The sequence below is a fragment of the Sphingobium sp. RS1 genome (genome assembly GCF_056156825.1).
This window is the reverse complement of record NZ_JBLZXE010000002.1, coordinates 1,819,888-1,832,103: the sequence shown is the minus strand read 5'-3', so window position 1 is coordinate 1,832,103 and position 12,216 is coordinate 1,819,888. Positions and strand designations below refer to the sequence as shown.

At 63.1% G+C, this 12,216-nt stretch carries 10 protein-coding genes and 1 pseudogene; 5 read left to right on the top strand and 6 right to left on the bottom strand.

All coding sequences use genetic code 11. From position 1 onward, the window contains the following. Positions 1-65: 65 nt before the first annotated feature. A complete protein-coding gene (locus tag ACNHGR_RS10455; RefSeq protein WP_475285914.1) occupies positions 66-1,343 on the bottom strand; it encodes a dipeptidase in 1,278 nt (425 codons plus the stop codon). 100 nt (positions 1,344-1,443) lie between these two features. On the opposite strand from ACNHGR_RS10455, the gene aat reads away from it, so the two are divergent. Beyond that, positions 1,444-2,184, top strand: coding sequence for a leucyl/phenylalanyl-tRNA--protein transferase (aat, locus tag ACNHGR_RS10450; RefSeq protein WP_184267060.1), 741 nt, complete (start codon positions 1,444-1,446; stop codon positions 2,182-2,184). A gap of 35 nt (positions 2,185-2,219) precedes the next feature. On the opposite strand, the pseudogene ACNHGR_RS10445 reads toward aat, so the two are convergent. The 3 genes and pseudogenes from ACNHGR_RS10445 to ACNHGR_RS10435 form a co-directional block, all read right to left on the bottom strand. Next, positions 2,220-2,390, bottom strand: a pseudogene (locus tag ACNHGR_RS10445) (DUF2155 domain-containing protein); the annotation flags it as partial. A gap of 245 nt (positions 2,391-2,635) precedes the next feature. After that, positions 2,636-3,034, bottom strand: a complete 399-nt coding sequence (locus ACNHGR_RS10440) for an NADH:ubiquinone oxidoreductase subunit NDUFA12 (RefSeq protein WP_184267058.1) — start codon at positions 3,032-3,034, stop codon at positions 2,636-2,638. A 54-nt stretch (positions 3,035-3,088) separates the two neighbouring features. Continuing rightward, positions 3,089-3,610: a DUF192 domain-containing protein gene (locus ACNHGR_RS10435; RefSeq protein WP_184267056.1), complete on the bottom strand. Its 522-nt coding sequence runs from the start codon at positions 3,608-3,610 to the stop codon at positions 3,089-3,091. 114 nt (positions 3,611-3,724) lie between these two features. On the opposite strand from ACNHGR_RS10435, the gene ACNHGR_RS10430 reads away from it, so the two are divergent. Further along, a complete protein-coding gene (locus ACNHGR_RS10430; RefSeq protein WP_475285912.1) occupies positions 3,725-4,090 on the top strand; it encodes a bleomycin resistance protein in 366 nt (121 codons plus the stop codon). 174 nt (positions 4,091-4,264) lie between these two features. Here the strand turns inward: ACNHGR_RS10430 and ACNHGR_RS10425 are convergent, their stop codons facing one another. After that, positions 4,265-4,786 (bottom strand): regulatory protein RecX, encoded by a 522-nt coding sequence (locus tag ACNHGR_RS10425; protein WP_475285910.1) that lies wholly within the window; start codon positions 4,784-4,786, stop codon positions 4,265-4,267. A 187-nt stretch (positions 4,787-4,973) separates the two neighbouring features. Here ACNHGR_RS10425 and ACNHGR_RS10420 point away from each other — a divergent pair, with 187 nt between their 5' ends. Further along, complete coding sequence (locus ACNHGR_RS10420; protein ID WP_184271994.1) at positions 4,974-6,695, top strand: fatty acyl-AMP ligase; 1,722 nt, start codon at positions 4,974-4,976, stop codon at positions 6,693-6,695. Between the two features lie 102 nt (positions 6,696-6,797). Then, positions 6,798-9,095, top strand: coding sequence for a putative bifunctional diguanylate cyclase/phosphodiesterase (locus ACNHGR_RS10415; protein WP_475288391.1), 2,298 nt, complete (start codon positions 6,798-6,800; stop codon positions 9,093-9,095). 8 nt (positions 9,096-9,103) lie between these two features. On the opposite strand, the gene ACNHGR_RS10410 is transcribed toward ACNHGR_RS10415, so the two are convergent. Further along, entirely contained in the window at positions 9,104-9,853 is a 750-nt protein-coding gene (locus ACNHGR_RS10410) for a ParA family protein (protein WP_475285908.1), read from the bottom strand. A gap of 304 nt (positions 9,854-10,157) precedes the next feature. Here ACNHGR_RS10410 and ACNHGR_RS10405 point away from each other — a divergent pair, with 304 nt between their 5' ends. Then, entirely contained in the window at positions 10,158-12,179 is a 2,022-nt protein-coding gene (locus ACNHGR_RS10405) for a TonB-dependent siderophore receptor (RefSeq protein WP_475285906.1), read from the top strand. Positions 12,180-12,216: the final 37 nt, after the last annotated feature.

The window sequence follows — 12,216 nt, the reverse complement described above, 5'->3', positions numbered from 1 at the left end:
CCCCTCCCTTTCAAGGGAGGGGAGAAAGAACGTCCGCATCTGGTCGGTGTCAGGCTAACGGCCGACTATTTCACCCCATCCAGTTCCGCCACGGTCCCGCTCCCGGCCGGCTCGCCCGTCATCCCCGTCGCGACCTTTTCCGCCGCCGCCATCACGCGCAGCACATTTTCGCCGGCCAGCTTTGCGATGTCCGCATCGCTCCAGCCCCGGCGCATCAGTTCCGTCAGCAGCGCCGGATAGGTCTGCACCCCGGTCAGCCCCTGCGGCAACGATGCCACGCCGTCGAAATCGCTGCCGATGCCGACATGGCCGACGCCGGCAATCTTGGCGATATGGTCGATATGGTCGGCAACCTGCGACAAGGTCACGACCGGTTCGGGGTTCGCCTTCTCCCAGTCGGCCAGCGCCTTCTTTGCGCCTTCGGGATCGCCGATATAAAGGCCGCCGAAAGGCGGCGCATTATAGCGGGCGATTTCCGCGCTGCGGGCCGCGCTCCAGACGCGGCGCGCCTCCGACACATAGGCGGGGGCGAAATTCACCATCACCACCCCGCCATTGGCCGCCACCTGTTTCAGCACGGCATCGGACACATTACGCGGCGTGTTGCAGAGTGCCCGCGCATTGGAGTGGGAAAAGATCACGGGCGCCTTGGTTACGCGCATCGCGTCCAGCATCGTCGCCTCGCTGACATGGCTGAGGTCCACCAGCATGCCCAGGCGATTAAGTTCATGCACCACCGCCTCGCCGAACGCAGTCAGCCCGTCATGCTGCGGATTGTCGGTGGCGCTGTCTGCCCAGGCAATCGTGCGGGCGTGGGTCAGCGTCAGATAGGATGCGCCAAGCTGGCGATAGCTGCGCAGCACGGCCAGGCTGCCGTCGATCTGGCCGCCGCCCTCCACGCCCAGCAGCGATCCGACGCGCCCCGCCTTGTGCGCCGCGCGCATCTCCGCAGCGGTGGTGACGAAGGCGAAATCCTTGGGGTAACGGCGTGCGAAACTATGGGCGAGGTCGATTTGCTCCAGCGTATCCTTCACCTGTTGCAGTTCGGGCAGGTCGGCCGAAACCCAGACCGACCAGAATTGCCCGCCCACGCCGCCGGCGCGCAGCCGTTCGATATCGGTGTGGAAGGTCGCGGGATCGAGCCGGTCGAGCGCCATGGTCCAGCGCTGCGCCTTCGCCTTGTCGGCCAGCGCCTCCGGCCAGTCATTATGCCCGTCGATCAACGGCGTGGCCCTCAGCACTTTGGCGATTCTCGCGGCATAAGGGCCGGATGCCGGATCGGGGGCGGCATGGGCAGTGGTAGCGAGGAGGAGGGGCAGCAGGGCCAAAGGAAGAATCTTCATGGGTGCGGAAGCTAGGGCCAGGACAATAAGTGTCAATCGGGCAATGACTTGGCATAGCGGGGCTTTCCCCCGGCGACCGGTCTGCTAACCTCCATCCAGAATGATGATCGATCCGCTCGTCCTGCTTCAGGCCTATTCCATTGGCGTCTTCCCGATGGCGGACGATCGCGACGCGCAGGACGTCTATTGGGTCGAGCCGAAACGGCGGGCGATCCTGCCGCTGGACGGCTTTCACCTGTCGCACTCGCTGTCCAGGACAATCCGCCGTGACCGGTTCGACGTCACCGCCAACAGCGCCTTCCCGCAAATCCTCGCGCTGTGCGCACAGGCGGCGCCGGATCGTCCGTCGACCTGGATCAACCACCAGATCGAAAGCGCCTATCGCCACCTGCATGAGGCCGGCTTCGCCCATTCGATCGAGGTGTGGGAGGGCGATGAACTGGTCGGCGGCCTTTACGGCGTGGCGCTCGGCCGCGCCTTTTTCGGCGAATCCATGGTGTCGCGTCGCACTGATGCTTCAAAAGTGGCGCTGGCCTGGCTGGTTGCGCGGCTGCGGGTCGGCGGCTTCACCCTGCTCGATTGCCAGTTCATGACCGATCATCTGCGCAGCATGGGCGCGATCGAAATCAGCCAGCGCGACTATCTTCAGTTGTTGGCGGGGGCGACCGGCGGCGTGGCGCTGGGGGCAGCGGCAGGCGCGTCCGTGCTGGCGGCCGGTTCGGGCGTGGCGGCAGAACTGGCCTTCGCGCCGCTGGCCGGTTCGCCCTTGGCTCCCAGCTTGACTGTGTCCGGGCCGGTTTCGGGCCATTCCATCGCACAGCTCCTTACCCAGACATCATAGATCGGGTGCTGCACGACATTGCGGTCGGGCCGTTCGCGGAACAGCCAGCCGGAAAAATTGCGCCGCCACTTGCCGTCGGCGCTGCTGCGCACATCCAGTTGGATGAAAGCGCCGGTTTCCTGCACATTTTCCCACGGGGCGCTGGTTTCGCAGGCTTGCAGGCGAACGATCGCGTCGCCCACGCGCAGCGCTTCACCCGGCTTCATGGTCAGTTCGCGGGTCAGGCCGTTGCGCTTGTTCAGCAGGCCGATGACGGCGGTGCGCTCGGCCATCGGCGTGCCGGGCAATGCGCCATTGCTCGCGCTCTGGATCGGGCTGCCCTCGACCTTTACCGGGCCAATCTGGTTGGCGACGGGCGCGTCAGCCTTGCCGCAGGCTGCAAGCGCCAGCGCGCAGGACAGGACAGGCAGTACGGACAGGATCGGCGGGAAGCTCCCCGCCGGACGCCGGGTCATGCCGCGTCGGGGCTCCACGCCTCATAGTCGCCGGTCGCCTTCTGGCGCTGGCCGCCCTTTTCGAGCGCGCCGGACGGGCGATAGGCGTTGGTGGTGCCGGTCAAGTTGACGCTCGATTCCTTTTCCCAGATGCGCGGCGGCGGCAGGAAGCTTTCGGGCGCACCCTCGATCGAATGATGCAGCCAGCCATGCCATTCGGCCGGTACGCGGCTGGCATCGTTGGAACCATTATACATCACCCAGCGGCGCGTCAGGCCATTGGGATCGGTGCCGCCTTCATAATAGATATTGCCCTGATGATCCTCGCCCACTTTCGTGCCCTTGCGAGCCGTAAAGAGCCAGGTGCCGAAGGTGGCGCCATTCCACCAGGTGAAGACGTTAGCCAGGATTCCCATGCGCCAGCGCTTAGCCGCTGTGGCGAGCGCGGGCAAGGAGGATGTAACTTTAGGTTACGGTGTTGGACAGAAATTCAGCTCGGTCGTGCGTTTTTCGCCCGGTACGGCACAGCCGCCCCACTGGACGCGGTCGCCCTCCGCGATCCCCAGTTCTGCCGCGCGCCCGCCGCGCAGTTCCAGCACGGCCGCCACCGGCACGCCGGCGGACACGGGAATGCGCGAATAGGGCTGCGCGTCGCTCTTCAGGAAGGCGATCGTTCCGTCGGTATGGATGAACAGCATGTCGAGCGGAATCAGCGTGTCCTTCATCCAGAAACTCGCCGTGCGCGGCGGGTCCATGGGGAACAGCATGCCGTTGTCCGGCCCCAGTTCCTTGCGGAACATCAGCCCCTTTTCCTGCTCCTGCGGCGTAACCGCGACTTCGACGTCGAAACGATGCGTGCCTTTGGCGCTGCGGATGAGGACAGGCAACAGCGCGTTCGTTGCCTGCGCCTGCGCGCTGTTATCAGCGGCCGATTGCGGACTGGAACAGGCGGCCAGCAGGCCGATGGCGATCAGGGGCAGGAAGCGGATCATGGCCGCATGCCTAAAGCGATTCGCCGTTCAGGGGGAGAGGAATGTCGCCCGATCCGGGACAAGTTTGTCCCTATGCGCTACACCGCGCCTACCTCACTGCCGGGAGCAACTGCCTTGACCGATTTTGCGACCCCCAACCTTCCGTCGCGGGACTTTGGCGCCACGGCCGATTTCTACGCCCGGTTGGGTTTCGAACAGACATGGCGCGATGCCGGCTGGATGATCCTGCGCCGGGGCGACTTGATGGTGGAATTTTTCCCCTATCCCGACCTCGATCCCGCAACCAGTTCGTTCAGTTGCTGTTTTCGCATGGACGATGTGCAGACCTTCTTCGCCGCGATCCTGGCGGCGGGCATCCATGAAAAGACCGGTGGCTGGCCCCGTGCCCACCGGCCGCGGCGGGAAGGATGGGGCGGCACCGTCGGTGCGCTGATCGACCCGGACGGCACGCTGATCCGGCTGGTGCAGGCGCCGGACTAACAGGTCAGGCACGGGTGATCCGCTGTCCTACAGCCGGCACATCATGCTATGCGGGACACCTAATTCTGTCACGCGATGGGCCGCGACATAAAATATCCAACATAGGATATGAAATGTCGAAATCTGCGGGAAATATGCGAAGTTAAGCCCGCGATTTCCTATTTCCCGAGCCGTTTACTCCTCCGACAGCGCCTCGCCCGGCGCCGCATCCACCCAGCGCCGCGCCGTCGCATAGTCGTGGCCAGCACGCAGGAAGGCAGCGATCGCCTTCTCCCGCTGCTTGGGGTCCAGCGGTCCGCTGGCATATGGTCCCAGGCGCTTGCGCCGGGCGAAGCGTTCCGCCGCGTTCCACGCTTCCGATACGGTCTGCGCGTCCGCCTGTTCCCGATCGCTGTCCTTGATGCCGGCGGCGCGCAACGCCTCGTCGATCCGGCGCGCGCCATAGCCCCGCCGGCCGAGCGCGCCACTCTTCATCACGGCAAAGCCGGCATCGTCGACATAGCCAAGCTGCACGAAGCGATCGGCCAGCGCCTCCGGGTCGGCCGCCTGCTCGCCGCCCCAGCCGCGCTCCTTGATCTTGCGCTTCAGATAGGCCAGCAACTTCCCCCGGCTGGTCGCAAAACGCGCGACATGGCGCAGCGCCATGTCGCGCAGCGCGGCGTCATCCAGCGGCGGGGGGAGGCGTTTGCCGGTCATGCTGACAGGTAATGGCGCATGCGCCATGTTTATGCCACAGTCGGGCCGGAATTTCACCGCGCCTTGTCGGCTAATAACCGATACTGGAATGGAATAGGCGGTGCATATGGCGGCCAAAGCTGCTAGCGGCCCCGCTTTCATGAGTTTTAAGACATTGGGTGAAACCAATATGACGGGTTCGCAAGAGATGATGGCACCGACGCCGACCATAGATGATCTGCCACGCCGCTTCTCGGATTTCGAGACGCTGGGCGAAGCGCTGGACTATGCGGCGCAGGGCAAACGTGGCCTGAATTTCCACGATGCCCGTGGCAATCTGGCGCGGCCCTATCCGTTCAGCGAGTTGCGCGCCGATGCCGTCGCCTGCGCGCATCGCCTGATTGCCCATGGCGTCAAACCGCAGGACCGCATCGCACTGGTCGCCGAAACCGGCCCGGACTTCGCGACGCTCTTCTTCGGCATCGTTTATGCCGGCGCATGGCCGGTGCCGCTGCCGCTGCCGACCAGCTTCGGCGGCAAGGAAAGCTATATCGACCAGCTCAATGTCCAGCTGTCCAGCTGCGACCCGATGCTCTTCCTTTTCCCCAAGGAACTGGAAGAGATGGCGGGCGAGTCCGGCCGCCAGAAGTCTGTCGAGAGCATCGCGTTCGAGGATTTTCTGGCGCGCGAAGCCATCCCTGTCGACCTGCCCCAGGCGCAGCCGCACGAAATCGCCTATCTGCAATATTCGAGCGGCTCCACCCGCTTCCCCCATGGCGTCGCGGTGACGCATCATGCGCTTCTCAGCAACCTGTCGGCGCACAGCCATGGCATGCAGGTGCAGGACAGCGATCGCTGCATCAGCTGGCTGCCCTGGTATCATGACATGGGTCTGGTCGGCTGCTTCCTGTCGCCGGTCGCCAACCAGGTATCGACCGATTACATGAAGACGGAGGATTTTGCCCGCCGTCCGCTGGCCTGGCTGGATCTTATCAGTCGGAACACCGGCACCTCGATCAGCTATTCGCCGACCTTCGGCTACGACATTTGCGCCCGCCGCATGTCCAGCCAGACCAAGGCGCAGGACCGTTTCGACCTGTCGCGGTGGCGCCTTGCCGGCAATGGCGCCGACATGATCCGCCCCGACGTGATGCAGAGCTTCGTCGACGCCTTTGCCGACGCCGGTTTCAGCCCCAAGGCGTTCCTGCCCAGCTACGGCCTCGCTGAAGCGACTTTGGCCGTCACCATCATGCCGCCGGGCGAGGGCATCATCGTCGAACTGGTCGAGGAAACCGACCTGTCGGGCGGCGACGCGCCCGAAGGCCGTCCGCAGCGTTTCCGCTCCATCGTCAATTGCGGCAAGCCGGCCAAGGACATGGTCGTGGAAATCCGCGACGAGGATGGCGGCCTGATGAACGAGCGCCAGATCGGCAAGGTATGGACCACCGGGCCGTCGCTGATGGTCGGCTATTTCCGCGATCAGGCGGCGACCGACGCCTGCATGGCTGACGGCTGGCTGGACACGGGCGACATGGGCTATTTGTCCGACGGCTATCTCTACATTGTCGGCCGCGCCAAGGACATGATCATCATCAACGGCAAGAATCACTGGCCGCAGGATATCGAATGGGCCGTGGAACAGTTGCCCGGCTTCAAGCAGGGCGACATTGCCGCCTTCGCGATCACGACTCCCGGCGGCGAGGAAGCGCCTGCGGTGCTGGTCCATTGCCGCACCTCCGACAATGAAGAACGTTCGCGCCTGCGCGACCAGATTCGCGAGCGGGTTCGCGCCATTACCGGCATGAACTGCGTCGTCGAACTGGTGCCGCCGCGCACCCTGCCGCGCACATCTTCGGGCAAGCTCAGCCGATCAAAGGCGCGCAACCTCTATCTCACCGGCGAAATCCGGCCCTACGATATCGCCGCTTAAGGTTACCGATTGCTAACACATGGCTGTTAACGCAGCCATGTGGGTAGCAAGATCGATCAGAGCGAAGAGCCGGATCGTCAGGAACGTGCATCGCTTCGGGCGATGATGGGACTGTCGTCCGTGACGGACGAGGCCGGCATGCGGGTGCTGGAGGCGCAGCTGCGCTCCGTGGACAGCGTCGCCATCCTGCGTCATGGCATGAACATCTGCGGCCTGCTGTTCCTGTGGCAGGTCTTTTCGCACTGCTGCCCGCCGATGCTGCTGGCCGGCTGGAGCCTGGGGCTCATTGTCGCCACGACCGTCGCGATTGGTTTGGGCCAGCATCGCCGTCGCGCCAGCCATGGCGACCTAGGCCCAGCGGACCTTCGCAGCCATGCGATTTGCGCATTGCTTCAGGGGCTCGTCTGGGCGGCTTGCATGGCATTGATTTCCCGCTCCGGTCAGACGTCCGAACTGGTCGCGTTGTGGACGCTGGTCAGTTGCATCATGGTTTGTGGTGCGATCAGCTATGCCGCGACCCCGCTTTCTGCCACGGCCTATCTCGCCCCCTGCATCCTTGGCCTGTTCGGCATGTTCGACGACCATGGGCAGTTGCCGCTCCGGGCGCTCGCGACCAGCTACGCGCTGTCCCTGCTCGCCGGCTGCTTCATCTATGCCCGGACCTTCGCCCGCCAGCACAGTACCACCGCTCAGCTCGCCGAAAAGAGCGAAGTGGTAAGCCTGTTGCTGCGCGAATATGAGGGGGGCGGGTCCGACTGGCTGTGGCAGACCGATGCGCTACGGCGAATCAGCGGCGTGTCCGAGCGTTTTGCAGAGACACTCGGCATGGAACCCGCGCAGCTGGAAGGGGTGTCACTGGTCCAGATATTGGCCGGCAGCGGCTGGGACAATGGCCGTTTCGCCGCCGGACTGCACAGTCTGGCCGATCATCTCAAGCGTCGCGAGAGTTTCAGCAATCTCGTCCTGCCGGTCGAGATCAAGGGGCAATGGCGCTGGTGGGAATTGTCCGCATCGCCCCGCCATGATGACAATGGCGTGTTTCAGGGCTTTCGCGGGGTTGGTTCCGATGTCACTGCGCAACGCGAATCGGCGGACAAGATCGCCCAGTTGGCGCGTTTTGATCCGCTGACAGGCCTGCCCAATCGCAGCCATTTGCGCGAAGTGCTGGATCAGGCGATGGACGCCGCGCGCGGGCGCTCACCCGGCTGCGGCTTCCTGATGATCGACCTCGACCGGTTCAAGGCGATCAACGACACGTTGGGCCACCAGACCGGCGACAAGCTGCTGAGCCAGGTGGCCCGTCGCCTCCGGCAGGTATGCGACGCCGGCGAATTTTGTGGCCGGATTGGCGGTGACGAATTTGCCGTGGTCCTGCCCCATGTTGCGGACGGTGCGGTCATTCCGCGGCTTGCGTCGGCCATCATCGGTGCCTTGTCGGCCCCTTATCAGGTCGACCAGCATGTCCTGCATGTGGGCGCCTCTGTTGGGTCGGCGCTTTCGCCGATGGATGGACGCGAATCCGAAGCCTTGATCCGCAGCGCCGATCTGGCGCTGTATCGGGCCAAGGATGATGGCGGCGGGGCCCACCGCGCCTATGAACCGCAGCTACATGCCCAGGCGGAGGAGCGGCGGCAGTTGGAACTCGCGCTGCGCGATGCACTGGAAAAGGACCAGTTGCACGTTCTCTATCAGCCGGTGGTTGATGCCGAACAGGGTGTGGTTCTGGGGTTCGAGGCGCTGGTGCGCTGGACCCATCCGCAACTGGGACCGATCTCGCCGGTCAAGTTCGTTCCGGTGGCAGAGGAGGCGCGGCTGATCGCACCGATCGGCGAATGGGTGCTGCGTACAGCCTGCATGGAAGCGGCAAACTGGCCGGAGGATATCCGCATCGCGGTAAACGTTTCCGCCGAGCAACTGGCCCATCCCAGCTTCGTTTCGGCCGTCAGCTCGGCTTTGGCGCAGAGCGGACTTGAGGCGCGAAGGCTGGAGCTGGAGGTCACTGAAAGTGTCTTCCTGGGCGAGGATACGGGCGCACTGAAGGTGCTGGATCAACTGCTTGGCCTTGGTATCCAGCTGTCGCTTGACGATTTCGGCACGGGCTACAGTTCGCTCGGCTATCTCAGCCGTACCCGGTTCAACACTATCAAGATCGACCGTAGCTTCGTCGTCGGTGCGTCGAAAAATACGGCGGAAAGCCTGGCGATCATTCGCGCGGTCGTGACGCTGGCCGACAGCCTGGGTATGACGACCACGGCCGAAGGGGTGGAAACGGAGGCCGAACTACAGATGGTCCGTCGCCTGGGTTGCAAGAAGGTGCAGGGCTATTATTTCGGTCGGCCGATGTTGCCAGAGGACGCGGCCCGCCTATTTCCGCCGCCGCAACTGATGGCAATGGGCTAAGGCACGGCTCACTTCGCCAGCAATTGCCGTTCCACCTGTGTCCACAGCGCCGCGAACGCCTCTGCTGGCGGCGATGTCGGGGCGAAGGCGCCGAGCGGCTTGCGGCGTACCGTCATCTGCTCGATCGTGCTCGCCATCGGAATGGCGTGCCAGCCCGACTGGCTCTCCAGCGCCGCGCGATGCAGGCTGCGACGCCGGTCAACCATCGAATAGACAGGCAGGATCGGGGCATGACTGCCGCCACGTTGCACCAGATAACGGGCAACCTCGCCCATGGCCCGCTGCGACAGGGGGGAGGGGATGACCGGGATCACGATCATATCGGCGGCGCGCAGAACCTGCTCGCTGGTTTCGGTCAGGCCCGGCGGGCAGTCGAGGATGATCCGGTCATAGTCACGACCCAGGCTGTCGATGAGTTTGGCGAGCCGCTTCTTCTTGTCCATTTCGCGGAACAGATGGTCGAGGCTGCGCAGCGATGTGTCGGCAGCAATCAGATCGAGGCCGGGCACGGTGGACGGCTGGATCAGCTTGCGGACGTCGACATCCTTGCTGAAGATCGCATGCGCCGCATCGCGACTTTCCATGTCGGTGGACAGCAGCCAGCTCGACGCCGCCTGCGGATCGAGATCCCACAAAAGTGTCCGCCGCTTCGAAATGCAGGCCGATGCCCAGGCGAGGTTGATCGCGAAGGTGGTCTTACCCACGCCGCCCTTGAGGCTGTAGACGGCGATGGTCGCCAATGCCGGTTCCTTTGCCATGATTGGGAGGCTAGTTTGTCCTCCCGTCAAAGCAAGCGCTCAAATCATGGCTTTGTTACGCGAAGGTGACAAATATGTACGCTGGCGCCGATTGACAGCCAGACGGGCCAATCGCATAGCCCGATACGCGAATCATTCGCAATATCATAATTTCATGTCCATCGGGGGGCATCCTATGTCGACGTCGCGCATTTTCACCTTGTCACTAGGGAGCGCATCGTCGCTGGCCCTGCTTCTGTCGTTCGCAACGCCCGTCTAGGCGCAAACGGCCGCTGCCGACACGCCCGACGAGGATCAGATCGTCGTGACGGGTTCTTACACCACCAGCGACAAGCTGGGCTCTGCCACGGGCCTCAACCTGTCGCTGCGAGAAACCCCGCAGTCGGTGACGGTGATGACGGCGCAGCGCATGGAAAATCAGGCAATCCGTACATTGAGCGATGTCATCAACAATGCAGCCGGCGTGTCCGCCAAATCCTTCGACAGCGCCCGCAACGGCTTTTCGGCGCGCGGGTTCGAGATCGACAATTATCAGATCGACGGCATCCCGGTGCAGTGGGATTCGGCCTATAGTGCGGGTGAGTCGGAGATCGACATTGCCCTGTACGAGCGGGTCGAGATCGTGCGCGGTGCAACCGGCCTGATGACCGGAGCCGGCAATCCATCGGCATCGATCAACCTGATCCGCAAACATGCAGACAGCGACCATTTCACCGCAACCGTCACCGCCGCGGCTAGCCGCTGGGACAATTATTTTGCGATGGCGGACATTTCATCCCCTTTGTCGAGCGATGGCGCCATTCGTGCCCGCGTGGTCGCCAAATATGAGGAAGGGGATAGCTTCACCGACCTGCTGCGCAATAAAAAGCTGGTGCTGTATGGCGTGATCGATGGCGACCTGACGCCCGATACCCATGTCAGCTTCGGGGCCAGTTATCAGGATAACAGCCCGCGCGGTACCCAATGGGGCGGCCTGCCGGTCTGGTATGCCGATGGCAGCCGCACCGACTGGAAGCGGTCGAAGACGATCGGCGCCGACTGGACCCGCTGGGCATCCATCAACCAGACCTATTTCGCCAATCTGACGCAGCAGATCGGAGCCGACTGGACGCTGAAGCTCTATGGCAATTATTCGATCAACGAGAGCGACATGCAGTTGCTCTACCTGTTCGGCTCGCCGGATCGCTCTACGGGCCTGGGTCTTGGCGCCTTTGCGGCCAACTACATGGGCAAGCTGGAACAGGCGGATGTCGGCGCCCGGCTGACCGGCACATACCAACTGTTCGGTCGCGACCATGACTTGATCCTGGGCGCCAGCTATGCGCGACAGCAGCAAGATTTCTACAGCCGGTCGGCCCTCAATGCGCTGTCGGTGGGGGACTTTAACAATTGGGACGGATCGATCGCCGAGCCGCAGTGGAGCAGCACCCTTTCGCACGACCTGGATCAGACCACGAAACAATGGGGTTATTTCGCTGCTACCCGCCTGTCGATCAGCGATCCGCTGAAGATCATCGTTGGCGGCCGTCTGAGCAGTTGGGAGCGCACGGGTGTATCCTATGGCACGGTGATCGACTTTGGCGACAAGAACCGCCTGCTGCCCTATGTCGGTGCGCTGTACGACATCACTGCCAATCATACCGTCTATGCGAGCTTCACGAAGATTTTTCAGCCGCAGAGCGCGCAGGACCGCAATGGCGATTTCTTGCCGCCGATCACCGGGAATAATTATGAAGGCGGCCTGAAGAGCAGCTTCTTCAATGGTGCGCTCAATACCGCCATTTCCATCTTTCGCATCGAGCAGGACAATCTGGCGCAGGCGGATACCGGCTATCTGATCCCCGGCACCATATTTGAAGCCTCCTACGCCGCAAAGGGTGCGCGCAGCACCGGTTTCGAGGTCGAAGCCAATGGTGAAATCCTGCCGGGCTGGTCGGTCGCAGGCAATTATACCCAGTTCAAGGCCAAGGATGCAGACGGCAATCGCGTCAACACGCTGTTTGCGCAGAAGCTGCTGCGCCTGTTCACCACCTATGATTTTGCCGGCTCGCTTCAGGGGCTGACGATCGGTGGCGGCGTCAACTGGGAAGGGCTGAGCTACACGGATTCGACCAACCCGGCGACGGGCGTGGCCGAACGGCTGGAGGTGAAACCCTATGCGCTGGTCAACCTGATGGGCCGTTATGAATTTGCGAAGGGACTGTCGGCGCAGGTCAATGTCGATAACCTGTTCGACAAGACATATTATTCGCAGATCGGCTTCTACAACCAGCTGGCTTATGGTGAGCCGCGCAACGTCACCTTCACGCTGCGCTATCATTATTGAGTGGCATAAAAGGGGGCGGACCATTGATCCGCCCCCT

Excerpts from the sequence above, each read along its gene's own strand:
- ACNHGR_RS10455 (WP_475285914.1), bottom strand. The coding sequence starts at position 1,343 with ATGAAGATTCTTCCTTTGGCCCTGCTGCCCCTCCTCCTCGCTACCACT.
- aat (WP_184267060.1), top strand. The coding sequence starts at position 1,444 with ATGATGATCGATCCGCTCGTCCTGCTTCAGGCCTATTCCATTGGCGTC.
- ACNHGR_RS10440 (WP_184267058.1), bottom strand. The coding sequence starts at position 3,034 with ATGGGAATCCTGGCTAACGTCTTCACCTGGTGGAATGGCGCCACCTTC.
- ACNHGR_RS10435 (WP_184267056.1), bottom strand. The coding sequence starts at position 3,610 with ATGATCCGCTTCCTGCCCCTGATCGCCATCGGCCTGCTGGCCGCCTGT.
- ACNHGR_RS10425 (WP_475285910.1), bottom strand. The coding sequence starts at position 4,786 with ATGACCGGCAAACGCCTCCCCCCGCCGCTGGATGACGCCGCGCTGCGC.
- ACNHGR_RS10420 (WP_184271994.1), top strand. The coding sequence starts at position 4,974 with ATGATGGCACCGACGCCGACCATAGATGATCTGCCACGCCGCTTCTCG.
- ACNHGR_RS10415 (WP_475288391.1), top strand. The coding sequence starts at position 6,798 with ATGATGGGACTGTCGTCCGTGACGGACGAGGCCGGCATGCGGGTGCTG.
- ACNHGR_RS10410 (WP_475285908.1), bottom strand. The coding sequence starts at position 9,853 with ATGGCAAAGGAACCGGCATTGGCGACCATCGCCGTCTACAGCCTCAAG.